This is a genomic window from Celeribacter neptunius (genome assembly GCF_900113955.1).
Taxonomy (GTDB): Bacteria; Pseudomonadota; Alphaproteobacteria; order Rhodobacterales; family Rhodobacteraceae; genus Celeribacter; species Celeribacter neptunius.
Genome location: NZ_FORH01000009.1, coordinates 165,479 through 187,972 on the forward strand (window position 1 = coordinate 165,479; position 22,494 = coordinate 187,972).

Genomic DNA, 22,494 nt, shown 5'->3' on the forward strand with positions numbered 1-22,494 from the left:
TTGACGCGCGGACTGTGCACCGGGGCACAGGGGCTCTGCCCCAGGCTGGACTTCTCAAAGCTGCGCGCTGGCGCCATCTTGGCGCGGCTTTCCGCTATACCTCTGCCGCCTCGCGGCCTATCAGGGACACCATGACCGATATCACCTTCTTTTCGCTTCTGAGCCTGCCACAGATGCTGGCAGCGCTGTTGATCGCGCTCCTGGCGGGCTTCGTCAAAGGCGCCACCGGTTTCGCCATGCCGATGATCATGCTCTCCGGGCTCGGGTCGTTTCTGTCGCCGGAGCTGGCGCTGGCCGGGCTGATCCTCTCGACCGTGGTCTCGAATGTCTGGCAGGCGACGCGGGGCGGGATCTCCGAGGCGGTCGAGGCGGCCAGGACCTATCGGCTCTATATCGGTGCGCTTCTGGTGCTCATCCTGCTCTCGGCGCAGCTGGTGGTGATCCTGCCGCAATCGGTGGTCTTCCTGTCGCTGGGCGTGATCGTCATCTTTCTGGCGAGCTACCTGCTGTTTGGTCGGGCGCTGCATATCCCCGATCATCATCGCAGCTTCTACGATCTCGGTCTCGGCGCGCTCTCCGGGGTGATCGGCGGCATTGCGGGGATCTGGGGGCCTTTGACCGTGGCCTATCTGACCGCGGTGGACACGCCGAAAAAGCTGCAGATCAAGATCACCGGGGTGATTTTCGGCTCCGGCGCGCTGATGCTCTTTTTCGCGCATCTGCATTCTGGGGTTCTGAATGCCAGGACCCTGCCGCTCTCCGCCTCGCTGTTGATCCCGGCTCTGCTTGGCATGACGCTCGGCCATTGGGTGCAGGACCGGCTCGATCAACAGAAGTTCAAACGCGCCACGCTTTTCGTGCTGTTGGTGGCGGGGGCCAATCTGGTCCGGCGCGGGCTGTTCTAAGTCCGTTTGCTTAATTCCGCTTGGCCGCTTCCAGCCGCAGCCTGATGTCGGCCACCTTCGGGTTGAGGGACATGAGATAGGCCGCGACCGCTTCCGGTGCGCCGGCGGACAGCTCGACCGGCGGCATCTGATCGGTGCCTCTGATGGCCGTTTTGACATCACCGGGGAGGGCGCCCTGAATGTCGGGGCCATTGCCGCCCAGGGCCTCCGCGCCGTGACAGGTCCTGCAGGCATCCGCATAGACCTGTTCTCCGAAGGAGATCAGCGTCGGGTCGGAGCTGTCGATATCTTGCGCCAGACCCTGTGCGGCGAGAAGGGAGGGCAGGAGGAGGGCGAGGGCATATCTCATGCCGCCTTCCTGCCAGATGGCGATGACAGCGCAGTGACACACCGCATGACACCCGGTGACGCAGCCCTTGCAAGTGTCTCGAAAGAAAACGCCCCGATCCAAAGGACCGGGGCGCAGATTGTCGCAATGCGGCAAGGCTTACTTGATCGCGGCGGCTTTCACGTCGTCGTCGATATAGGGCAGGTATTGCTCGAAGTTCTCTTTGAACATTTTCACGAGCTTCTCGGCCTGCGCATCGTACTCCTCGTTCACGCTCCAGGTTTTGCGCGGATCGAGCAGGACGTCGGCCACATCCGGCACGGAGACCGGCACTTCGAAGCCGAAGTTCGGGTCGATGCGGAATTCGACATCATGCAGCGAGCCGTCGAGCGCGGCGTGCAGCAGGTTGCGGGTCGCCTTGATCGGCATCCGCGAGCCGGCGCCGAAGGCCCCACCGGTCCAGCCGGTGTTCACCAGCCAGCAGGTCGCACCGTGTTTCGCGATCTTTTCGCGCAGCAGGTTGCCATAGGCTTCCGGACGACGCGGCATGAAGGGCGCGCCAAAGCAGGTGGAGAAGGTCGGGATCGGTTCCACGACGCCCACCTCGGTGCCTGGGGTCTTCGAGGTGAAGCCGGAGAGGAAGTGATACATCGCCTGCGCCGGGGTCAGGCGCGCGATCGGAGGCAGCACGCCAAAGGCGTCACAGGTCAGAAGAATGATGTTCTTCGGATGGCCGCCCATCGCGGTCTCGGAGGCGTTGGAGATGTAGTGCAGCGGGTAGGCGCAGCGCATGTTCTCGGTCAGCGAGCTGTCCTTGAAGTCGAGCACTTTGGTGTGCTCGTCATAGACCATGTTCTCGACCACGGTGCCGAATTTGAACGTGGTGGCGTAGATCTCCGGCTCGGCTTCGGCCGAGAGGTTGATGGTCTTGGCGTAGCAGCCGCCTTCGAAGTTGAAGGTGCCCTTGTCGGACCAGCCATGCTCGTCGTCGCCGATCAGCACGCGGGACGGGTCGGCCGAGAGCGTGGTCTTGCCGGTGCCCGACAGGCCGAAGAAGATCGCGGTGTCGACCGGGTTGTTCGGCGCGTGGTTGGCGGAGCAGTGCATCGCCATGATGCCCTTGCCCGGCAGGATGTAGTTGAGAAGCGTGAACACGCCTTTCTTGTTTTCACCGGCGTATTCGGTGTTGCCGATCAGGATCACCTTTTTCGCGAAGTTCAGCGCCACGATGGTCTCGGACCGGCAGCCGTGACGTTCCGGATCGGCCTTGAAGGACGGGCAGTTGATGACGGTGAAATCGGCGGTGAAATCGTCGAGCTCCTTGAGCTCAGGACGGCGCAGCATGGTGCGGCAGAACAACCCGTGCCAGGCCAGTTCGGTGATCATGCGCACATCGAGGCGGTTCTCCGGGTCGGCCCCGCCATAGAGGTCCTCGACGAAAAATTCGCGGCCCTTCATGTGCTCGAGCATATCGGCATAGAGCACATCGAATTTTTCCGGGTCCATCGGTTGGTTGTTTTCCCACCAGACCGTGTCTTCCACGTCCGGGGTGCGCACCACGTATTTGTCTTTCGGGGAACGACCGGTGTGTTTGCCGGTGCTCACAAGGAAGGAGCCCCCCTGCCCAAGCTCACCTTCGCCGCGTTTGATCGCTTCTTCGATCAGCGCAGGCTCAAGCAGGTTATAATGGACGGTCCCAAGACCGGTGATGCCTTGGTCTTCGAGTGTGAAAGCCGGGTTCACGCGTCCGGTTGTCATGTGCAATCTCCCCCGCCGTGTCCTTGTCGGCGTCATTGGATGTAGAATGTCTGTACCGCGAAAGGGCCATTCGCGGGCGGGCGATCCATGCGCCCAACGGTTGTGCTATAGCATGCAAAAGCGCGACGTAAACAGGATGTAGCGCAAGGTTAGCGCAACCATGCAAGAGGTAGCGCAAACAAGGAAACTCCGCTATGCCGCAGGCGCAAAATAGACGCGGGGTTAAGGTAAAGGTGGGACAAATTAGCCATTCCTTGTGTTTTTCGCGTTTGGATTGCATTGGATCATAGGCGCGATTCGCGGTTTCGCTTGATTTGACCTGGGGAAAGGCCGAGTATGGCGCAAAAAATTGAACAGTTGAGCAGTTGAAGGATACCCGACCATGTCTCGCATTGCTTTGGTTGATGACGACCGGAATATCCTCACCTCCGTTTCCATGACACTGGAAGCGGAAGGGTTTGAGGTTGAGACTTACAATGACGGCCAGTCGGCGTTGGACGCATTTAACAAGCGTCTGCCGGATATGGCCGTTTTCGACATCAAGATGCCGCGTATGGATGGTATGGATCTGCTGCAGCGGGTGCGCCAGAAATCGAATATGCCGGTGATCTTCCTGACCTCGAAGGACGATGAGATCGACGAGGTTCTGGGGCTGCGCATGGGCGCGGACGACTATGTGAAAAAGCCGTTTTCGCAGCGTCTTCTGGTCGAACGCATCCGGGCGCTGTTGCGCCGTCAGGAAGCGATCGAAGGCGAAGAGGTCGGCGAAACCGAAGACACCAAGGTGATGACGCGCGGCGAGCTCGAAATGGACCCGCTGCGCCACGCCGTGCAGTGGAAGGGGATGGATGTCACGCTCACCGTCACCGAATTCCTGCTGTTGCAGGCGCTGGCACAGCGTCCGGGTTTCGTGAAATCCCGCGATCAGCTGATGGACGTGGCCTATGACGATCAGGTCTATGTCGATGATCGCACGATTGACAGCCATATCAAGCGGCTGCGCAAGAAGATGCGGTCCGTCGATCCCGAATTCTCGGCGATCGAGACGCTTTACGGCATCGGTTACAGGTATAACGAGGAATAATGAGCCTCTCTTCCGGCATGGGTCATTCGGGCAAGCATAAGGCGGAAGACGCCGATCTCGTCTTGGGCGATGATTGGGTGGCGCCGCGCAATTCCGATGCGGAGCTGCGGGCCAAGCGCGAGCGCCGCAGGTTCATTGCCGTGAACCGTTCGCCGCTGGCGCAGAAGATCATCACTTTCAACCTCGTTGCGATCATTCTGATGGTGGCGGGGATCCTCTATCTCAACCCGTTCCGCGACAGTCTCGTGACCCAGCGCGAAATGGCCATGGTCACCGAGGCGGCGCTGGTTGCCGATATGCTCGAGGTGACGGCGGGTGCCGATGGGGTGCTCGACGGGACTGCCGGGTCCGAAGACGTGATGACCGTGCTGCGGGTTCTGGAGCTGCCGCTGCGCGAGAATGTCTATATCTACGACAGCACCGGGGCGCTGTTGGCCTCGACCGAAGGGATGGCGCGGGTGAAACCGACCAATGTCGCCGGGGTCAGCACGAACCAGCGCTCGACCGTTATCTCGGATTTTCTCAATGGCATCTGGTCGGCCCTGACGCTGGCCAAGGCGGCGGAAGAGGATCAATTCGTCGACGCGAAAACCCATGTGTCCGGCCTGGCGAGACAGGCGCTTGCCAATGAGATCCACATCAACACCAGCGTCAATGCCGAAGGCTCCACCGTGTTTACCGTCGCGGCGCCGATTACCATGACGACGGAGGCGGGTGCGCATACGATCGGGGTTGTCGGTCTGACCTCGGGCGAGGGCGAAATCGACGATCTGGTGCGGGTCGAACGGGAACAGATTCTGCAGGTCTTCGTGATCGCCATTCTCGTGTCGATTGGCTTGAGTCTGGTTCTCGCCTCGACCATTGCCAACCCGCTGGCCGATCTGGCCGCGGCCGCCGAGATCGGGCGCGACAAGAACAGCCGGAAGATGGCCCCGGGCCGAGTCCGTATCCCGGATCTCTCGGGCCGTCCCGACGAGATCGGGCGTCTGTCTTCGGCGCTCAGGGGCATGGTCTCGGCGCTCTATGATCGCATCGACGCCAATGAACAATTCGCCGCCGATGTGGCGCATGAGATCAAGAACCCGCTGGCCTCGCTGCGCTCTGCCGTGGGCTCTCTGCGGATGATCAAGAAAGAGGAGCATCGCGCCAAATTGCTCGACGTGATCGAGCATGACGTGCGCCGTCTCGACCGTCTGGTCTCCGATATTTCCAACGCCTCGCGGCTCGACAGTGAGCTGGTGAAGGAGGAGGAAGAGGATTTCAACCTGATCGAGATGCTCTCGAACCTGATCGATTTCCTGTCGCAGGAAGCCCAGGAAAAGGGCGTCGAATTCATTTCCGACATGCCGGACAGGCCGATCGTGATTTCCGGTCTGGAAGCACGTCTGGCGCAGGTGTTTGTCAACCTGATCACCAATGCCGTGTCCTTCTGCGAAGATGGCGACGCGATCCGGGTCTGGGTGCGCAAGCGCGATCACCGGGTGCTGATCGTGGTCGAGGACACCGGTCCGGGCATCCCGGAACAGGCGCTGTCGAAAATTTTCAAACGCTTCTACTCGGAGCGGCCCGAAGGTCAGTTCGGCAACAACTCGGGTCTCGGGCTCGCCATTTCGAAACAGATCATCGAAGCCCATGGTGGCGTGATCTGGGCCGAGAATATCCGCCCGACCGATGCCGATATCACCTCCGATCCGCTGGGCGCGCGTTTCGTCGTCGGCCTGCCGGTCTGAGCCATGGCCGGGCACGGTGGTTCGGAGACGCTCAATCTGCATGCCTCCTGCGTTGCCCTCGATGAGGGCGCAGGGCTGTTGATCCTCGGACCCTCGGGCGCGGGCAAATCCACGCTGGCGCTGAGCCTCATGGGCTATGGCGCGCGGCTCGTGGCCGATGATCGCACGGATTTGCGTCGGCAGGGCGGTGCGCTGATCGCCAGCGCACCGGACAGTATCGCGGGCATGATCGAGGCGCGTGGGCTCGGGCTTTTGTCCGCCGAGGCGCTGTCGCATTGCCGCATCAGCGCCGTTGTCGATTTATCACAAACCGAGGAGGAGCGCTTGCCTCCGGTGCGGGAAAAGGCTCTCATCGGGGTCGCGATTCCCCTGATTTTCAGGGTCAATGGTCCGCAATTCGCCCCGGCGCTGATCCAATGGCTCAAAGGAGGCCGCTGCGCGTGAGTCCTCACGAGACGATGATTCTTCCGCAATCGAAGAGCCGCAAGCGTGTGGTTCTGGTCACCGGTCCTTCGGGGGCCGGGCGCTCGACCGCGATCAACGCGCTTGAGGATCTCGGCTATGAGGTGATCGACAACCTGCCGATGTCGATCCTGCCGCGCCTTCTCGAAGGCGGTGTCGTGACCCGGCCGCTGGCCCTGGGGCTCGATGTGCGCAACCGCGATTTCTCCGTCAACGGGCTGATCGAGGTGATCGACGATCTGACCCGCGATCCCGATCACGATGCCGAGGTGCTCTATCTCGATTGCGCCCCCGAGGTGCTGATCCGGCGCTATTCGGAAACCCGGCGGCGTCACCCGCTGGCACCGGCCGAGACGGCACAGGACGGGGTGGCGCGGGAATTGGATCTGCTGTTGCCGGTCCGGGCCCGTGCCGATATCCTGATCGACACCTCCGAGATGACGCCGCATCAGTTGCGCGAGGAAATCGAACGCTGGTTCGCCGAGGGGCGCGAGGCCGATATGGCGCTTTCGGTACACAGCTTTTCCTACAAGCGTGGCATGCCGCGCGGTGTCGACATGGTGTTCGATGTGCGTTTCCTGGCCAATCCCTATTGGGACGCGCGGCTGCGGGCGCTCAACGGCATGGATCAGGCGGTACAGGACTATGTCCGCCAAGATCCGCGGTTTGAGGGCTTCTTTCAAAAGGTGCTGGAGCTGACGCTTCTGCTCTTGCCCGCCTACAAGGAAGAGGGCAAGAAACACCTGTCCATCGCATTCGGCTGTACCGGCGGGCAACACCGCTCCGTCACTTTGGCCGAAATTCTGTCCAAAGCCCTTGCAGAACATAATTGGCAGGTGTCAATAAGGCATAGGGAACTTGAACGCCGCCAAGGCGGCAACTGATCGGGGAAGCTGGCGTGATCGGAATCGTGATTGTCGCGCATGGTGGATTGGCCAAGGAATACCTTGCAGCCGTGGAACATGTCGTGGGCAAGCAAAAGGGGGTCGAGGCGATCGCCATTGAGCCGGATCACGACCGCTCGCGCAAGCAGCGCGAGATCTGCATCGCGGCGGATGATGTCGACACCGGCGACGGGGTCGTGGTCGTCACCGACATGTTCGGTGGCAGCCCGTCGAACCTGTCGCTGATGGCCTGTCACCGGGACGATCGCAAGATCATCTATGGCGCGAACCTGCCGATGTTGATCAAACTCGCCAAGTCGCGCCATAAACCGGTTGCGGAGGCGGTCGGGAACGCGCTTGATGCCGGTCGCAAATATATCGACAGTTTCGATGTCCATGGCCATTGAGCCGGGCATTCCCGCGGTCGCGCCCATGGAGGAGCATGGGCGGGGACGGCGCGGGGCGTGTCGCAAGATAAAACACTGAGGGAAGAGCAATGGGGTCGGTGATGCGGACACATGAAATCGTGAACGTCAAAGGGTTGCATGCGCGTGCATCGGCAAAATTCGTGGAAATGGTCGAGGAATTCGACGCTTCGGCGGAGGTTTCCAAGGACGGCATGAGCACTTCTGGCGATAGTATTATGGGGCTTTTGATGTTGGCAGCCTCCAAGGGAACGACTATTGACGTTACCACGAAAGGGCCGGAGGCAGAGGCATTGGCCGATGCGCTCGAAGCCCTGATCAAGGACAGATTTGGCGAGGATATGTAAAGTGTCTCACCCGCAAGAGCATGGGCAGGACCAAGCGACGGACATTCCCGCCCCGAAACCCGGTGACGAGGATTTCGTGAAATATGACGCCCGGCGTCTGTCCTATGCCGGGACATTTTCCGATCCGTCGAAAGTCGCCATCATCCGCTCGATCGAATGGGTCACCGGCAAGCTGCCGCTGTTGCGCCGGATCCGCCGTTTTGAACGGCTCGGTACGCCGATGGGGCAGCCGTTTTTCCGCCAGGCGCTCGAGGTCATGGGGGTCGAGGTCAAGACGCCCGCCGAGCAAGTGGCGAAAATCCCGGCAACCGGCCCGCTCGTCGTGGTCGCGAACCACCCGCACGGTCTGGTCGATGGTCTGGTGATGGCCGAGCTGATCGGCCAGGTGCGCACGGATTACAAAATCCTGACCCGCTCGCTTCTGACCGGCATTCGCGAGATCGATCCGTTCATGCTGCCCGTGCCGTTTCCGCATGAGCCCGACAGCCATCGCGAGTCGATCAAGATGCGCAACGAGGCCATGGCGACGCTGAAGGCCGGTGGCGTGATCATCCTGTTCCCGGCGGGCGCCGTCGCGGTGTCGGACAATTGGTTCGGGCCGGTGAAGGAAAAACCGTGGAACCCGTTCACCGCCAAGATGGTGCTGAAATCCGGGGCCACCGTACTGCCGATCTATTTCCCGGGCCGCAACACGCGTCTGTTCCAGATTGCCGACAAGATCTCCGACAGTGTCCGCCAGGGGCTTTTGCTGCATGAGATCGCCCATGCGCTGGACAAGCCGCAGGCCCCGATCATTGGCGATCCTTTGACGCCTCAGGATCTGGAGCCCTGGCAATCGAAGACCCGCGAATTCATGGATTGGATGCGCTCGCACACGCTGGCGCTTGGCGGCCGGACCGACTGAACCAGCCGCTCTTGTGGCGCTGCGCCTGCCCGACAGATGTCCGACGCATAGCCGACGCAAAGCCGACAGGAAAAAGGGGCCATGGGGCCCCTTTCGCGTGTTCGGATCGCGGTGGCAATCTTAGCGCGTCGGCACCGGGGTCTCGCCACGATAATCGTAGAAGCCGCGCTGGGTTTTTCGCCCGAGCCAGCCGGCCTCGACATATTTGGTCAGAAGCGGGCAGGGGCGGTATTTGGTATCCGCCAGCCCGTCGTGCAACACGTTCATGATCGCCAGGCAAGTGTCGAGTCCGATGAAATCGGCAAGCTCCAGCGGCCCCATCGGATGGTTCGCGCCGAGCTTCATCGACTCGTCGATGGATTTCACTGAACCGACGCCCTCGTAGAGCGTATAGACCGCTTCGTTGATCATCGGCATCAGGATGCGGTTGACGATGAAGGCCGGGAAATCCTCGGCCGAGGCGGCGGTTTTGCCCAGGGTTTCAACCACGCCCAGAAGCGTCTTGTAGGTCGCTTCATCGGTGGCGATGCCGCGGATCAGCTCCACCAGCTGCATCACCGGCACCGGGTTCATGAAGTGGAATCCCATGAATTTCTCCGGCCGGTCGGTGCGTGAGGCAAGCCGGGTGATCGAGATCGAGGAGGTGTTGGAGGTCAGGATCGTTTCCGGTTTCAGATGCGGCAGAAGCCGCTCGAAAATGGCGTTCTTGACGTCCTCGCGCTCGGTCGCGGCCTCGATCACCAGATCGGTCTGGCCGAGCTCTTCGAGCTTCAGTGTCGTCGAGATCCGTGCAAGTGCGCCGTCGCGGTCATCAGCGGTGATTTTCTCCCGCGAGAGCTGACGGTCGAGGTTGCGGGTGATCGTCTCGATGGCCTTGTCGAGCGCCTCTTGCGAGATGTCGTTGATGATCACCTCATAGCCCGCCAGCGCGAACACATGCGCGATCCCGTTGCCCATCTGACCGGCGCCGACAACGCCGACTTTCTTGATGTCCATCCCGCATTCTCCTTGGATCGGTTTGCGCCGAGTGTACGCGCGCGCGCGTCGGGTTCAAGAGGCAAGGCAGCACCGCTGACCTGTAAACTTGTCTGAAAATTGGCCGTTTAGCGATTTCGCAACCTGTCTCTGCGAATCTTGGTTCCGGGTGAAAATATAGAACCAGTGGGTGGACACATGGCTTATCAGAATATGGGCGAAGGCTCGCTTAATTATCTTCCGTGCCGCTACGGCAAATCGAAACTGCTGTTCCGCGGGCCGCAAAAGGAGCTGGACGCGCCCTATATCGCGTTCCTCGGCGGCACCGAGACCTATGGCAAATATGTCGAGGTTCCGTTTCCCGATCTGGTCGAGGCGGGGCTGGGCATGGAGACCATCAACCTGGGCTGTGTCAACGCCGGTGTCGATGTCTATCTGAACGATGAGACCGTGCTCGATATTTGCAACAAGGCGAAAACCACCGTGCTGCAGATCTCCGGGGCTCAGAACATGTCGAACCGGTTCTACGCCGTGCATCCGCGCCGCAATGACCGGTTCCTGCGCGCTTCGACCTTGCTGCGCACGATCTATCGTGAGATCGATTTCACCGATTTCAATTTCACCCGCCATCTGTTGCAGACGCTGCAGTCGACCTCTGACGAGAAATTCGTGATGGTGCGCCAGGAGCTGCGCGATGCCTGGGTCGCCCGGATGCGGACCATGGCGGGCAAGTTGCACGGCGATGTGGTGCTGTTGTGGCTTTCCGATCATTCGCCGGATGACGAAGAGGCCTGCAATGCAATCGCCACGGATCCGCTGTTCGTCAATCGCGACATGATCGACGAGATCCGTCCGCTGGTGAAGGCTGTGGTCGAAGTGGTGCCGACACGTCAGGACATCGAACAGGGCTACAAGCTGATGGTCTATTCCGATCTCGACGCGCCTGCCGCGCGCGAGATGCTGGGTCCCATCGCCCATTCGCAGGCCGCGACAGAGCTTCAGGATGCGCTTGCCCGATTTCTCTGAAGGGTAAGCCGGACAGCGCAAGGCCCGCCAATTTGGCGGGCCTTTGGTGTTTCTGGCGGTGCCCGCTCGAGCTCAGAGCTTCGAGGTGAGCTCGGGCACGGCGTCGAAGAGGTCGGCGACGAGGCCGAAGTCCGCGACCTGGAAAATCGGCGCTTCTTCGTCCTTGTTGATCGCGACGATCACTTTCGAGTCCTTCATGCCGGCGAGGTGCTGGATCGCACCGGAGATGCCGCAGGCGATGTAAAGCTCGGGGGCGACGACCTTGCCGGTCTGGCCGACCTGCTGGTCATTCGGGGCAAAACCCGAGTCGACCGCGGCGCGCGAGGCCCCGACGGCGGCGCCCAGCTTGTCGGCCAGCGCTTCGATGATGGCGAAGCTCTCTTCCGAGCCGACACCACGACCGCCGGAGACGATCACCTTGGCCGAGGTCAGTTCCGGACGGTCGCTTTCGACCACCTTGTCCTCGACAAAGGCGGAGAGCCCCTTGTCCCCGGCGCCGGCGACAGATTCGACCGCGGCAGAGCCACCGTCGGCGGCGGCGTCAAAGGTCGAGGTGCGGAAGGAGATGACTTTCGTGGCATCGGTGGATTTCACCGTCTGAACCGCGTTGCCGGCATAGACCGGGCGTTTGAACGTGTCACCGTCGACAACTTCGATCACATCCGAGATCACCATCACATCGAGAAGCGCTGCGACGCGCGGCAGCACGTTCTTGCCGGTGGTGGTGGCCGGCGCGATGATATGGGCATAATCCCCCGCCAGAGACACGATCAGATCCGCGATGTTTTCCGCCAGACCATTGGCATAGGCGGCATCCTCGGCGACGAGCACCTTGGCGACGCCGGCAATCTTTGCGGCCTCATCCCCGGCGGCGGCCGGGCCGCAGACCAGAAGCGTCACATCGCCGAGCTTGGCGCCGGCAGAGACGGCTTTGGCGGTGGCGTCGAGCGCGAGCGTGCCGTTTGCTGTTTCAGCAAGACAAAGAACAGCCATCAGACGAGACCTCCCTCTTTGAGTTTCGCAATCAGTTCGTCGACCGAGCCGACCTTGATGCCGGCTTCGCGGCCGGCGGGCTCCTCGGTGGTCACCACATTGAGGCGCGGCGTGGTGTCGACGCCGTAATCCGCGGCGGTCTTCTCGTCCAGCGGCTTCTTTTTCGCCTTCATGATGTTCGGCAGCGAGGCATAGCGCGGCTCGTTGAGACGCAGGTCGGTGGTCACGATCGCCGGCAGGTTGACGGAAATCGTCTGCAGACCGCCGTCGACCTCACGGGTCACCACGGCCTTGCCCTCTTCGATCTTCACTTCGGAAGCAAAGGTCGCCTGACCCCAGCCCAGAAGTGCCGCCAGCATCTGGCCGGTGGCGTTCATGTCATTGTCGATCGCCTGCTTGCCGAGGATGACCAGCTCGGGGGCTTCTTCCTCGACCACCTTGGCGAGGATCTTCGCCACGGCCAGCGGTTCGATGTCGACGCCTTGATCCTCGGTCACCAGAATGCCGCGGTCGGCCCCCATGGCCAGAGCGTTGCGGATCGTGTCCGTGGACTTCTTCTCGCCGATCGACACCACAACCACCTCGGAGGCCACACCGGCCTCTTTCAGGCGAATGGCCTCTTCGACCGAAATCTCGTCGAACGGGTTCATCGACATCTTTACATTCGCGAGATCAACACCCGTGCCATCGGCCTTTACCTTGACCTTCACGTTGTAGTCGATCACCCGTTTGACAGGCACCAAAACCTTCATTGGCGGTATCTCCCTTTGACTGTGCCGCCGAAACGCGGCGGCAAACAAGCTCTCCGGCAATTTTATTAGCCGTTTGCGGGCGCAGAAAACAGCCCCAATTCGCGCGACTGTGACGCAAAGACGTCACGTTTCCCAGAACAGATGCGGCAGCATCGGGGGAAATATGCTTCACCGATTGGCGCCGGGGACCCAGAGCACATCTGCTTTGCCGCTGTCATTGGCCATGCGCGCGGCGCAGAAGAGCCAATCCGAGAGGCGGTTGAGATATTTGATCGCGGCGGGGTTGGCGTCTCCGGCCTCTTCGGCATTGAGTTGAACCGCCAGGCGTTCGGCGCGGCGCGCCACGGTGCGCCCCATATGCAGATGCGCCGCCAGAGGCGTACCGGCGGGCAGGATGAAGCTCTTGAGCGGCTCGAGGACAGAGGTCATCGCGTCGATTTCCGTTTCCAGCCGTTCGATCTGCGCGGGCACGGTGCGCAGCACCGGGTAGCCCGCCTCATCGTCTTTCTCCATGTTCGGGCGCGACAGGTCGGCGCCGAGATCGAACAGGTCGTTCTGAATGCGCGACAGCGCCGCGTCGACATCCCCCGTGGCATGGACCCGGGCCAGGCCGAGCGTGGCGTTGAGTTCATCGACCGTGCCGTAAGCCTCGACCCGTGTGGCGTGTTTCGGGGTGCGGGACATGTCGGAGAGCGAGGTCTCGCCAGCGTCGCCGGTGCGGGTGTAGATCTTGTTCAGAACAACCATGTCAGTTCCCCGATTTGCGAAGCGCGACGAAAATCACCACCAGGATCACCGCGCCGAGCTGGGCGAGAATCCGGTATTGCATGAGCTTGTTGGAGCGTTTCGCCCCTTCCTCACCGCCGCGTCCGAATTGGCCGATGCCAAGCGCGAGGATGACAAGGACGAGCAGGCAGGCGGCGCCGATGGCATAGAAGAACGGATCGGACATGTGCGGTTCCTTCAGGCATGTTTTCCCCGCTATACCGTGTTTGGGCGCGTGGCCCAAGCCGCCAGTTGTCGCGGCAGCACCGGTGGCGCGGGTGCATCAGGCCTTTGCCGCCAGCCAGTCGAGCATGCGCTGCGGCAGCAGACGGCGACCGATGCCCGAGACATAGGTCGGGGTGGTGACGTAATAATGCGCGCGCGGGCGCTGCGAGTCGAGCGCACGGATCAGCTTTGCAGTGACGGCCTCGGGGCCGAGTTCGAAGGGATCGGGCTCGGAGCTTTCCGCCGCCTTGTAGAGCCGCGGCACCAGGGAGTCGCGATAGAGTTCGACCCGGGGCGAGCTTTGCCAGTCGATCCACTTGTCGAATTGCTTGCGGGCGTTGAGGCGAAAGGCGGTGCCGATCGGGCCCGGCTCGATGGTACAGATATGAATGCCGGTGCCGCGCATCTCGAGCCGCAGCGTGTCGGTCAGCCCCTCAAGGGCGAATTTGGTGGAATTGTAACTGCCGCGCCAGCGCATGGCGACCAGACCCAGAACCGAGGAACATTGCACGATGTGGCCGCGGCCCATACCGTTTTCACCCTGCTTGCGCATCACCGGGATGACGCGCCGGGTGAGATCGTGCCAGCCGAAGAAATTGGCTTCGAAATTCTGGCGTAGTGCCGCGACCGGCAGGTCCTCGACCGCCGCCGGGATGGCATAGGCACCGTTGTTGAACAGCGCATCGAGCGTGCCGCCGGTGCGGGTCATCACCTCGTCAAAGGCGCTCTCGATTGAGGCGGGGTCCTCATAGTCGAGGCGAAAGCTCTCGAGCCCTTCCGCGCGCAGCCGCTCGGCATCCTTGTCCTGACGGCAGGTGGCAAAGACGCGCCAGCCCCTGTCATGGAGCGCATGGGCCGCATGATGGCCGATGCCGCTCGAGCAGCCGGTGATGAGGATGGAGCGCATGAAAAAGCCTTTCCCGATTGTGACGGGAAAGGCTTAGCGCATGGCGGGCGGCGAGGGAATCCGCCTTGATGCGATGCGGGGTCGCGATGTCGTGACCGGCAGGTTGATCTTCCGCCTCAGGTCATTGGCTGACCTCGGTGAGGAATTTGGCGGCCATATAGCCTTCGACCCCATCCCCCTCGACCGAGATTTTCACCCAGCCGTTTTCGACCGGCGACAGGACGCGGACAATCTCCTGATGCACGACCTGACCCATCACCGGATTGGCGGTTGACGGGCCGGAGCGGACATTTACGCGCGAGGCGGTGACTTCGCGCAGGATCATTGCCTTGGTTTCGGGCTGTTGGGTGGGGATCATCGCCGCCGCGAGCTTGTCGGGATGGGTGACGGATGTGGTCGCCACAGTGTTCGTCGATGTGCTTTGCGGGACCGTCGCGCTGGCCAGATGGATCTGAGCCGAGGGCGTTGTCTGCGGTGCGGATGTTTGCGGCACGCCGGTAGGCGACTTCAGCTCGGCCAGGGTCGGGACATAGGCGCCCTGGCGGTGGCTGTCGCTGCCAAATGCGGTGCCCAAACTGTCGGAGAGCGCCGCCACAAGCGAGGTGCGATCGGCGCGTCGGGCGTCCAGAGCGGCCCGTTCCTCGGGCGACAGATCGCCTCCGAAGACCATCAACGTGGCCCACAGGCCAAGCATAGACAATGCGATCAATCGCAGCATAACACACCCCCGACTCGTCTCGTTACTGCCTTTATTATAGTCGATTCGTGACGAAATGACGGGGAAAACCGAATAAAAATGCACCCCTGGGGAGATTGAGGAGCCGCTGGGCGCAACGCTTGGGGCGAGAGCCGCTTGCCGGTGGCTCATGGGGCGGCTATTCATCAAAGCATGAGCAGTGATTTGACCCAAGACCCTGAAAACCAAGAGCCGGAAAACGGCGGCGCTCCGCTGGGCGAGAGCTTCGAGCCTTTGCGCCGCGCCATTGGCGAACGCTATTTGCAATATGCGCTTTCGACCATCATGCACCGGGCGCTGCCCGACGCGCGTGACGGGTTGAAACCGGTGCATCGGCGCATCCTCTACGCCATGCGTGAGCTGCGCCTGTCGTCGAACGGCGGCTTCCGGAAATCCGCGAAGATCTCCGGCGACGTGATGGGCAATTATCACCCGCATGGCGATGCCGCGATTTACGACGCGATGGCGCGTCTGGCGCAGGATTTCAACGTCCGGTATCCGCTGGTCGACGGTCAGGGCAACTTCGGCAACATCGACGGCGACAACCCGGCGGCCTCGCGCTACACGGAAGCGCGGATGACGATTGCCGCCGAGGCTTTACTCGAAGGGCTGAACGAGGATGCGGTCGATTACCGCGACAACTATGACGGCACGCTGCGCGAACCCGAGGTTCTGCCCGCCGCCTTCCCGAACCTTCTGGCCAATGGCTCGTCGGGGATTGCCGTGGGCATGGCGACGAATATTCCGCCGCATAACATTGCCGAGCTGATCGACGCCTCGCTGCATATGATCAAGACGCCGGATGTGCGCGACGAGACTCTGCTCAATTATGTCAAAGGTCCCGATTTCCCGACGGGTGGCGTCATTGTCGAGCCGCGCGAGAGCATGGCCAAGACCTATGCCACCGGCCGCGGGTCCTTCCGGGTGCGGGCGAAATGGCAGGTCGAGGATCTGGGTCGTGGCCAATGGCAGGTCGTAGTCACCGAGATCCCCTATCAGGTCGCCAAATCGAAGCTGATCGAGAAGCTTGCCGAGCTGATCCAGACCAAGAAAGTTCCCATTCTGGCCGATGTGCGCGATGAAAGCGCTGAGGACATCCGCGTGATCCTCGAGCCGAAGTCGAAAAACGTCGATCCGGATGTGTTGATGAACACGCTGTTCCGCAATTCGGATCTTGAGACGCGCTTCTCGCTCAATATGAACGTGCTGATCGACGGGCTGACGCCCAAGGTCTGTTCGCTCAAAGAGGTGTTGCGCGCTTGGCTCGATCATCGCCGTGTGGTGTTGCAACGCCGCTCGCAACACCGTCTGGAAAAGATCGATCACCGTCTCGAGGTGCTCGAAGGTTTCATCATCGCGTTTTTGAACCTCGACCGGGTGATCGACATCATCCGCTATGACGATGATCCGAAAACCGCGCTGATGGCGGAGGTCTGGGGCCGGGATGTGCCGCGTGCCATGACGGAGGCTGATTATGTCAGCCCGCTGCCCGCCCCCGAGGGGCAGGGCGAGCTGACCGAGGTGCAGGCCGAAGCCATTCTCAACATGCGCCTGCGCAGCTTGCGCCGCCTCGAAGAGATCGAGCTGGTGAAAGAGCGCGACGCGCTTCTGGCGGAAAAGGCGGGGCTGGTCGAGCTTCTGGGCTCGGAAGAGCTGCAGTGGCTGCGGATCTCGGACGAGCTGAAAGAGACCAAGAAGAAATTCGGCAAGGATTACGGTGCGCGCGGGGCGCGCCTGTCGCAATTCGCCGAAGCCACCGAGGTCGAGGACGTGCCGTTGGAGGCGATGATCGAGCGCGAGCCGATCACCGTGGTCTGTTCGCAAATGGGCTGGATCCGCGCCATGTCGGGTCATATCGACCTGACCCGCGAGTTGAAGTTCAAGGATGGCGACGGGCCACGCTTCGTCTTCCATGCCGAAACCACCGACCGGCTCATTGTCATGGGGTCGAACGGGCGGTTCTACACGCTCTCGGCGGCCAATCTGCCGGGCGGGCGTGGCATGGGCGAGCCGGTGCGGCTGATGGTCGATCTCCCGAATGAGGTGGAGATTGTCGACATTTTCAAACACGATCCCGAGGGCAAGCTGCTGGTCGCCTCCAATGCCGGCAACGGATTCCAGATCGCCGAGAGTGACGTGGTCGCCCAGACCCGGTCGGGCAAACAGGTCCTGAACGTCAAGGATGAGGAAAAAGCCGTGATCGCGCATCGTATCCGTGGCGATCATGTCGCCGTGGTGTCGCAGAACCGCCGTTTCCTTGTCTTCCCGCTCTCCGAAGTGCCGGAAATGGCCCGGGGCAAGGGCGTCCGGCTGCAGAAATACAATCAGGCGCGCGGCGCGCAGGGCATGCTCGAGCTCGATGGCGGGCTGTCCGATCTGACCACATTCGCGTGGGAAGAGGGGCTGAGCTGGACCATGGGCGGCGGCAATACGCGGAGCGAGAAAGACATGGGTCAATGGCTCGGCAAGCGCGCGGGTGTCGGAAAACAGCCGCCGCATGGCTTCCCGAGGGACAACAAGTTCAGCTGACAGATCGACCGATGGTTCGGCAGGCGATGATTTGAGACAGCCAATATTTGATATTTGAGTGAGGCCGAATTTATGGCGCAATTGTTGAAAACGGAGTTCGAAGGGCGGCTCGGGCCGCTCTTGCGCCTGTCGCTCTGGACCTCCGTGCTCTCGGTGGTGACATTCGGGTTTTACCGCTTCTGGATGAAGACACGGCTGAGGCAGCATTTCTGGGCTGCCGTGCGACCGGATCGCACGCCGCTGGAATATGTCGGCAAGGGGATCGAGAAATTCACCGGTTTCTTGATTGCGCTGGTGATCCTGGCGCTTCTGATCGGGGTGTTGGCGCTGGTGCTGGTCTATGCCTCCTATGCGATGTTCAGCGAGGAGTATGAGGCCTATCTGATCGCGGCGCTCATTGCCGTGCCGCTGGTGTATTTCGCCTCTTACCGGGCCAAACGCTATGTCTATGCCCGGACCCGTTGGCGCGGCATCCGTTTCGCGCTGGAGCCGGCGGCAGGGCGCTATGCGCTCTACGCCGTGGGGCAATGGCTTTTGACGCTGGTCACGCTCGGGCTCTTGTGGCCGCGGATGACCTTCAAGCTCGAAAAATTCCGCACCGATCGGACGTTTTTCGGTGATCAGCGGCTGCATCAGGGCGGCAAATGGGCCGGGCTGTTGAAAAGCTTCCTGCCAGCCCTGGCCTGCCTGTGGCTGATCCTTGGCATGACCGCCTATGCGGCGACACTGAAGACGGACGAGGCGGTGGATGGTTCCGGCCTGCCTGCCGCGGATGCACTGACACTGGCGAAGCTGATCGGGATCATTGCATTCATGACGCTGCCGCTGTTCTTCTTCTACGCCCGTTATCGCATCGTCGCCCTGCGCTACCTCGCCAATCACAAGACGGCGGGTCAGATCGGTCTGATCTCCAACCTGTCCTTCCCGCGGGTGCTGGGCATCACCATCGGCGGCTATATCCTGACCAATATTTTCACCCTGCTGGCGAGCCTGGCCACCGGGGCCATTTTGTCGCTGCTTCTGGTCGTGGTCTATCCCGGCCTTTCTGACCTCGGCTTCTCTGCCATGGGGGCGCTGAACGAAGGCCGGCTCAATGATGTCGACGGCGCGGTGCCGTCACCGGAAATGGCCACGGGTTTCGCGCTGTTTCTCTATCTTGCCACGCTGTTGTTCTTCGGTGTCTTCCGGCAATGTTTCGTGCTGTTTCCGACATGGCGGCATTACGCCAGCACCCTGTCGATCACCGGCGGCGAACATCTGGTCGGGATCCGGCAGCGGGATCGCGATGAGGCCGGTGGGGCAGAGGGCATGGCCGAGGCTTTCGATCTGGGGGCGGCGATATGAGCGTTTCAGCGACGACACAGCCCAGCCCCTGGGCCGCCACCCCGGAGGGGGTGCGTTGCGAATTCGTCGATGGCCAGACCGCCAAGCGTCATGAGGTCTTTGCCGAGCTGCGCGCTGCCGAGGGGCTGCTTGCCCTGAATTACCCGGATGAGACCGGGACCTATGTCCGCTTGGCCTGGCCGCTGTCGCATCTGCGCCATGTCGAAGGCCATCGGAAATTGTCCTGGGGCAAGGCGCCGATGGGGATTTTCACCAATGCCATGTCGCCACATGCGCGGCTCTATGTGCGAGATGGCATCCTGCTCAATGAAATCAGGGCGCAGGCGCCGAACCTGTCGCGGCGGCCGCCGGTCTCCGGACGTGGTCGGTTGATGGCGCTGATCGGCGGGGCGGTGGCCTCGATTGCCTTGATCATCTTCGTGCTGATCCCGACCATTTCCGATCAACTGGCGTTGAGATTGCCGGTCGAGGGCGAGCGGGCGCTGGGCGACAAGACCTATGAGCAGATCCGCCAGAGCTTTTCCGACAGCCAATTCTTGCCGCTGCAGGAATGTCGGGCAGAGCAGGGAGAGGCGGCTCTGGTGGCCATGCGGGACCGGCTGCTCGGGGCCTCCGATCTCGATGCGGAGGCGGTGCGGCTCACCGTGCTCGATCTGGACATGATCAACGCTTTCGCATTGCCCGGTGGGCGGATCGTGGTGATGCGCGGGCTGATCGATGCCGCCGAGGCGCCCGAGGAGGTCGCTGCGGTGATCGCCCATGAGATCGGCCATGTCGCCCATCGCGACCCGACCCGGCACGCGCTGCGCGGGGTCGGCACCTTTGGCGTGCTGTCGCTGGTGTTCGGCGATTTTGCCGGTGGCACGGTGGTGCTTCTGGGGGTCAACCAGCTGGTCAATGCGCAATATAGCCAGGAGGCCGAGAGCGCGGCCGACAGTTATGCCCATGCGCTCTTGCCGAAAGCCGGGATCTCGCCGGGGGCGCTGGCGCCCCTGTTCGAGCGGCTGAAAGCGGAATATGGCGACGCCGAGGGGCTTGCCTCGCATCTCGCCTCGCACCCGAAGCTCGGCGACCGGGTCGATCGGGCGCATGCGGCGGCAGACAGCTTTGACGCGGCGGCGAGTGCGCCGGTGCTCTCGGCGCTCGAATGGTTCCGGTTGCAACATATCTGCGACTAGATGTGCGGCTCGGGGCGTGACGCAGAGCGAGGGCGTGACGATGGTCATGACAGTGGTTGGGGGGGACCTCAGCGGGAAGCCTGGAGGGAACATTGCCTCGCGGCGAATTTGCCGCTACCCCTGTGTGACCGAAGCCGAGGAGGGTCTCATGTTATCAGTTCCGCGCCGCATGTTCATCGCGCTTTCCCTGTTGGCGCTGACCGCCTGTGGAGACGCCCAGGAGGTGACAGAGGAGACGGCTTTGGCCAATCTCGGGGATTTCTCCTATGGCTATAATGTCGTGATCGCGAAGGATGCCCAGAAAGCGCCGTTTTCGCGCACGGCCTCAGAGGAAGAAATCGAGACGGCGCTCAAGGCCGCGATGCAGGCGCGGCTCGGACGCTATGACGGCGACAAGCTCTATCATATCGGCATCAAGGTCGATGCCTACGGGCTCGCGATGCCGGGCGTTCCGGTGCTGTTCACGCCGAAATCCGTGCTGGTGCTCTCGGTCAATGTCTGGGACGATTCGCAAGAGTTGAAACTGACCGAGAAGCCGAAGCTCCTCACCGTGTTCGAGAAGCTCTCGGGCGAGACGCTGATCGGGTCAGGTCTGACCCGCACCAAAGAGGAACAATTGGCGATCCTGTCGCGCAACGCAGCCCTGAAAGTCGAGCGTTGGCTGCAGGAAAACGGCCAGTGGTTCGGGGTCGAACCGATCGCCCCGGAAAGCTCGGATGCGGATGAGGCGCGCGCGGCACTGGAAGTTCTTGCTCCGGAGGCCACACAAGCGGCCTCAAATAGCAACTGACGCTTGATTTTCCTGCTCGAAGCCACTACCTAGCCCGCGATGTTAATTTCGGGCCGCATGCAGGCCCCTTCAATCCAAGAGGCGCCTCGATATGGCTAAGGAAAAGTTTGAGCGTTCCAAACCGCACGTGAACATCGGCACGATCGGTCACGTTGACCACGGTAAAACCACGCTGACCGCAGCGATCACCAAATACTTCGGTGACTTCAAAGCCTACGACCAGATCGACGGCGCACCGGAAGAGAAAGCCCGCGGCATCACCATTTCGACGGCCCACGTCGAGTACGAGACCGAGAACCGTCACTACGCCCACGTTGACTGCCCCGGTCACGCTGACTACGTGAAAAACATGATCACCGGTGCGGCCCAGATGGACGGCGGTATCCTGGTTGTGAACGCGGCTGACGGCCCGATGCCGCAGACCCGTGAGCATATCCTGCTTGCCCGTCAGGTTGGCGTGCCGGCTCTGGTCGTGTTCATGAACAAGGTTGACCAGGTCGACGACGAAGAGCTCCTGGAGCTCGTCGAAATGGAAATCCGCGAACTGCTCTCCGAGTACGACTTCCCGGGCGACGATATTCCGATCATCGCGGGGTCCGCTCTGGCCGCTATGGAAGGCCGTGACCCGGAGATTGGCGAGAACAAGATCCGTGAGCTGATGGAAGCTGTCGACGCCTACATCCCGGAGCCCGAGCGTGCGATCGACCAGCCGTTCCTGATGCCGATCGAAGACGTGTTCTCGATCTCGGGTCGTGGTACCGTTGTGACCGGTCGTGTTGAGCGCGGCGTGATCAACGTGGGCGACGAGATCGAAATCGTTGGTATCAAAGACACCACGAAAACCACCTGTACCGGTGTTGAAATGTTCCGCAAACTGCTCGATCGCGGTGAAGCCGGCGACAACATCGGCGCGCTGCTGCGCGGTGTGGACCGTGAAGGCGTCGAGCGTGGTCAGGTTCTGTGTAAGCCGGGTTCCGTGAAGCCGCACACCAAATTCGAGGCAGAGGTCTACATCCTCACCAAAGAAGAAGGTGGCCGTCACACGCCGTTCTTCGCGAACTACCGTCCGCAGTTCTACTTCCGCACCACCGACGTCACCGGCACCTGCATTCTGCCGGAAGGCACGGAGATGGTGATGCCGGGCGACAACCTGAAACTGTCGGCCGAGCTGATCGCACCGATCGCGATGGAAGAAGGTCTGCGATTCGCCATCCGCGAAGGCGGCCGCACCGTCGGTTCGGGCGTTGTGTCCAAAATCATCGAGTAATTCGCTTCGCGAATATTCAAACGAAAGAGGCGCCTGCGGGCGCCTCTTTTGCGTTGAAAGCGATGATCCCGAGACGCACAGACAAACATGTCTCCAAAATCATCGAGTGATCTCTCGCTGATTTGAGAATAGAAAAGGGCGCTCCGTGGAGCGCCCTTTTTGTTTGGGATCGGATGATCG

General features: G+C 61.6%; 23 protein-coding genes. 14 read left to right on the forward strand and 9 right to left on the reverse strand.

The window, feature by feature from the left end; all coding sequences use genetic code 11:
* The first annotated feature begins 131 nt into the window (after nt 1–131).
* Nucleotides 132–905, forward strand: coding sequence for a sulfite exporter TauE/SafE family protein (locus tag BM151_RS19565; protein ID WP_090062838.1), 774 nt, complete (start codon nt 132–134; stop codon nt 903–905).
* A 10-nt stretch (nt 906–915) separates the two neighbouring features.
* Here the strand turns inward: BM151_RS19565 and BM151_RS19570 are convergent, their stop codons facing one another.
* Entirely contained in the window at nt 916–1,254 is a 339-nt protein-coding gene (locus BM151_RS19570) for a c-type cytochrome (protein WP_090062840.1), read from the reverse strand.
* Between the two features lie 138 nt (nt 1,255–1,392).
* Nucleotides 1,393–2,991: a phosphoenolpyruvate carboxykinase gene (locus tag BM151_RS19575; protein WP_090062843.1), complete on the reverse strand. Its 1,599-nt coding sequence runs from the start codon at nt 2,989–2,991 to the stop codon at nt 1,393–1,395.
* A gap of 382 nt (nt 2,992–3,373) precedes the next feature.
* Here BM151_RS19575 and BM151_RS19580 point away from each other — a divergent pair, with 382 nt between their 5' ends.
* The 7 genes from BM151_RS19580 (at nt 3,374) to BM151_RS19610 (ending at nt 8,827) form a co-directional block, all read left to right on the forward strand.
* Nucleotides 3,374–4,075: a response regulator transcription factor gene (locus tag BM151_RS19580; RefSeq protein ID WP_090062846.1), complete on the forward strand. Its 702-nt coding sequence runs from the start codon at nt 3,374–3,376 to the stop codon at nt 4,073–4,075.
* A complete protein-coding gene (locus tag BM151_RS19585) occupies nt 4,075–5,805 on the forward strand; it encodes a sensor histidine kinase (protein WP_090062849.1) in 1,731 nt (576 codons plus the stop codon). Before BM151_RS19580 ends, BM151_RS19585 begins: the two co-directional genes overlap by 1 nt.
* Before the next feature lie 3 nt (nt 5,806–5,808).
* Complete coding sequence (locus BM151_RS19590; protein WP_090062852.1) at nt 5,809–6,249, forward strand: HPr kinase/phosphorylase; 441 nt, start codon at nt 5,809–5,811, stop codon at nt 6,247–6,249.
* Between the two features lie 14 nt (nt 6,250–6,263).
* Nucleotides 6,264–7,151: an RNase adapter RapZ gene (gene rapZ / locus BM151_RS19595; RefSeq protein ID WP_090062854.1), complete on the forward strand. Its 888-nt coding sequence runs from the start codon at nt 6,264–6,266 to the stop codon at nt 7,149–7,151.
* Nucleotides 7,152–7,165: 14 nt separating this feature from the next.
* A complete protein-coding gene (locus BM151_RS19600) occupies nt 7,166–7,558 on the forward strand; it encodes a PTS sugar transporter subunit IIA (RefSeq protein WP_090062857.1) in 393 nt (130 codons plus the stop codon).
* An 89-nt stretch (nt 7,559–7,647) separates the two neighbouring features.
* Nucleotides 7,648–7,923 (forward strand): HPr family phosphocarrier protein, encoded by a 276-nt coding sequence (locus BM151_RS19605; protein WP_090062860.1) that lies wholly within the window; start codon nt 7,648–7,650, stop codon nt 7,921–7,923.
* A 1-nt stretch (nt 7,924) separates the two neighbouring features.
* Entirely contained in the window at nt 7,925–8,827 is a 903-nt protein-coding gene (locus tag BM151_RS19610; protein WP_143093133.1) for a lysophospholipid acyltransferase family protein, read from the forward strand.
* A gap of 120 nt (nt 8,828–8,947) precedes the next feature.
* Here the strand turns inward: BM151_RS19610 and BM151_RS19615 are convergent, their stop codons facing one another.
* The gene (locus BM151_RS19615) at nt 8,948–9,823 is read right to left on the reverse strand and encodes a 3-hydroxybutyryl-CoA dehydrogenase (protein ID WP_090062863.1); all 876 of its coding nucleotides are present in this window, start codon (nt 9,821–9,823) and stop codon (nt 8,948–8,950) included.
* 177 nt (nt 9,824–10,000) lie between these two features.
* Here BM151_RS19615 and BM151_RS19620 point away from each other — a divergent pair, with 177 nt between their 5' ends.
* Nucleotides 10,001–10,828, forward strand: coding sequence for a DUF6473 family protein (locus BM151_RS19620; protein WP_090062866.1), 828 nt, complete (start codon nt 10,001–10,003; stop codon nt 10,826–10,828).
* 72 nt (nt 10,829–10,900) lie between these two features.
* On the opposite strand, the gene BM151_RS19625 is transcribed toward BM151_RS19620, so the two are convergent.
* The 6 genes from BM151_RS19625 to BM151_RS19650 all read right to left on the reverse strand — a co-directional run bounded on the left by BM151_RS19625 (nt 10,901) and on the right by BM151_RS19650 (nt 15,188).
* Nucleotides 10,901–11,821: an electron transfer flavoprotein subunit alpha/FixB family protein gene (locus BM151_RS19625; protein WP_090062868.1), complete on the reverse strand. Its 921-nt coding sequence runs from the start codon at nt 11,819–11,821 to the stop codon at nt 10,901–10,903.
* The gene (locus BM151_RS19630) at nt 11,821–12,573 is read right to left on the reverse strand and encodes an electron transfer flavoprotein subunit beta/FixA family protein (protein WP_090062871.1); all 753 of its coding nucleotides are present in this window, start codon (nt 12,571–12,573) and stop codon (nt 11,821–11,823) included. The genes BM151_RS19625 and BM151_RS19630 overlap by 1 nt, the downstream gene beginning before the upstream one ends.
* A 168-nt stretch (nt 12,574–12,741) precedes the next feature.
* The gene (locus BM151_RS19635; RefSeq protein ID WP_090062874.1) at nt 12,742–13,320 is read right to left on the reverse strand and encodes a cob(I)yrinic acid a,c-diamide adenosyltransferase; all 579 of its coding nucleotides are present in this window, start codon (nt 13,318–13,320) and stop codon (nt 12,742–12,744) included.
* A 1-nt stretch (nt 13,321) separates the two neighbouring features.
* Nucleotides 13,322–13,525 carry a twin transmembrane helix small protein gene (locus BM151_RS19640; RefSeq protein ID WP_090062877.1) on the reverse strand — a complete coding sequence of 68 codons (204 nt, stop codon included), beginning with the start codon at nt 13,523–13,525 and terminating at the stop codon, nt 13,322–13,324.
* Between the two features lie 96 nt (nt 13,526–13,621).
* Nucleotides 13,622–14,470: an SDR family NAD(P)-dependent oxidoreductase gene (locus BM151_RS19645; protein WP_090062880.1), complete on the reverse strand. Its 849-nt coding sequence runs from the start codon at nt 14,468–14,470 to the stop codon at nt 13,622–13,624.
* A gap of 121 nt (nt 14,471–14,591) precedes the next feature.
* Nucleotides 14,592–15,188, reverse strand: coding sequence for an SH3 domain-containing protein (locus BM151_RS19650; protein ID WP_177213233.1), 597 nt, complete (start codon nt 15,186–15,188; stop codon nt 14,592–14,594).
* Nucleotides 15,189–15,359: 171 nt separating this feature from the next.
* Between BM151_RS19650 and BM151_RS19655 the strand changes: the two genes are divergently transcribed.
* The 5 genes from BM151_RS19655 (at nt 15,360) to tuf (ending at nt 22,314) form a co-directional block, all read left to right on the forward strand.
* Nucleotides 15,360–17,735, forward strand: a complete 2,376-nt coding sequence (locus BM151_RS19655; protein ID WP_090062886.1) for a DNA topoisomerase IV subunit A — start codon at nt 15,360–15,362, stop codon at nt 17,733–17,735.
* A gap of 72 nt (nt 17,736–17,807) precedes the next feature.
* Complete coding sequence (locus BM151_RS19660; protein ID WP_177213234.1) at nt 17,808–19,079, forward strand: DUF898 family protein; 1,272 nt, start codon at nt 17,808–17,810, stop codon at nt 19,077–19,079.
* Entirely contained in the window at nt 19,076–20,257 is a 1,182-nt protein-coding gene (locus BM151_RS19665) for a M48 family metallopeptidase (protein WP_090062890.1), read from the forward strand. Before BM151_RS19660 ends, BM151_RS19665 begins: the two co-directional genes overlap by 4 nt.
* Before the next feature lie 148 nt (nt 20,258–20,405).
* Nucleotides 20,406–21,047: a hypothetical protein gene (locus BM151_RS19670; protein ID WP_090062892.1), complete on the forward strand. Its 642-nt coding sequence runs from the start codon at nt 20,406–20,408 to the stop codon at nt 21,045–21,047.
* A 91-nt stretch (nt 21,048–21,138) separates the two neighbouring features.
* A complete protein-coding gene (tuf, locus tag BM151_RS19675; RefSeq protein ID WP_090062893.1) occupies nt 21,139–22,314 on the forward strand; it encodes an elongation factor Tu in 1,176 nt (391 codons plus the stop codon).
* Nucleotides 22,315–22,494: the final 180 nt, after the last annotated feature.

Coding starts and splice junctions, on each gene's coding strand:
- BM151_RS19640 (WP_090062877.1), bottom strand. CDS start 13,525: ATGTCCGATCCGTTCTTCTATGCCATCGGCGCCGCCTGCCTGCTCGTC.
- BM151_RS19575 (WP_090062843.1), bottom strand. CDS start 2,991: ATGACAACCGGACGCGTGAACCCGGCTTTCACACTCGAAGACCAAGGC.
- BM151_RS19590 (WP_090062852.1), top strand. CDS start 5,809: ATGGCCGGGCACGGTGGTTCGGAGACGCTCAATCTGCATGCCTCCTGC.
- BM151_RS19620 (WP_090062866.1), top strand. CDS start 10,001: ATGGCTTATCAGAATATGGGCGAAGGCTCGCTTAATTATCTTCCGTGC.
- BM151_RS19565 (WP_090062838.1), top strand. CDS start 132: ATGACCGATATCACCTTCTTTTCGCTTCTGAGCCTGCCACAGATGCTG.
- BM151_RS19670 (WP_090062892.1), top strand. CDS start 20,406: ATGTTATCAGTTCCGCGCCGCATGTTCATCGCGCTTTCCCTGTTGGCG.
- BM151_RS19625 (WP_090062868.1), bottom strand. CDS start 11,821: ATGGCTGTTCTTTGTCTTGCTGAAACAGCAAACGGCACGCTCGCGCTC.
- BM151_RS19665 (WP_090062890.1), top strand. CDS start 19,076: ATGAGCGTTTCAGCGACGACACAGCCCAGCCCCTGGGCCGCCACCCCG.
- rapZ (WP_090062854.1), top strand. CDS start 6,264: ATGATTCTTCCGCAATCGAAGAGCCGCAAGCGTGTGGTTCTGGTCACC.
- BM151_RS19660 (WP_177213234.1), top strand. CDS start 17,808: ATGGCGCAATTGTTGAAAACGGAGTTCGAAGGGCGGCTCGGGCCGCTC.
- BM151_RS19580 (WP_090062846.1), top strand. CDS start 3,374: ATGTCTCGCATTGCTTTGGTTGATGACGACCGGAATATCCTCACCTCC.
- BM151_RS19635 (WP_090062874.1), bottom strand. CDS start 13,320: ATGGTTGTTCTGAACAAGATCTACACCCGCACCGGCGACGCTGGCGAG.
- BM151_RS19655 (WP_090062886.1), top strand. CDS start 15,360: ATGAGCAGTGATTTGACCCAAGACCCTGAAAACCAAGAGCCGGAAAAC.
- BM151_RS19570 (WP_090062840.1), bottom strand. CDS start 1,254: ATGAGATATGCCCTCGCCCTCCTCCTGCCCTCCCTTCTCGCCGCACAG.
- BM151_RS19615 (WP_090062863.1), bottom strand. CDS start 9,823: ATGGACATCAAGAAAGTCGGCGTTGTCGGCGCCGGTCAGATGGGCAAC.
- BM151_RS19645 (WP_090062880.1), bottom strand. CDS start 14,470: ATGCGCTCCATCCTCATCACCGGCTGCTCGAGCGGCATCGGCCATCAT.
- BM151_RS19630 (WP_090062871.1), bottom strand. CDS start 12,573: ATGAAGGTTTTGGTGCCTGTCAAACGGGTGATCGACTACAACGTGAAG.
- tuf (WP_090062893.1), top strand. CDS start 21,139: ATGGCTAAGGAAAAGTTTGAGCGTTCCAAACCGCACGTGAACATCGGC.
- BM151_RS19585 (WP_090062849.1), top strand. CDS start 4,075: ATGAGCCTCTCTTCCGGCATGGGTCATTCGGGCAAGCATAAGGCGGAA.
- BM151_RS19650 (WP_177213233.1), bottom strand. CDS start 15,188: ATGCTGCGATTGATCGCATTGTCTATGCTTGGCCTGTGGGCCACGTTG.
- BM151_RS19605 (WP_090062860.1), top strand. CDS start 7,648: ATGGGGTCGGTGATGCGGACACATGAAATCGTGAACGTCAAAGGGTTG.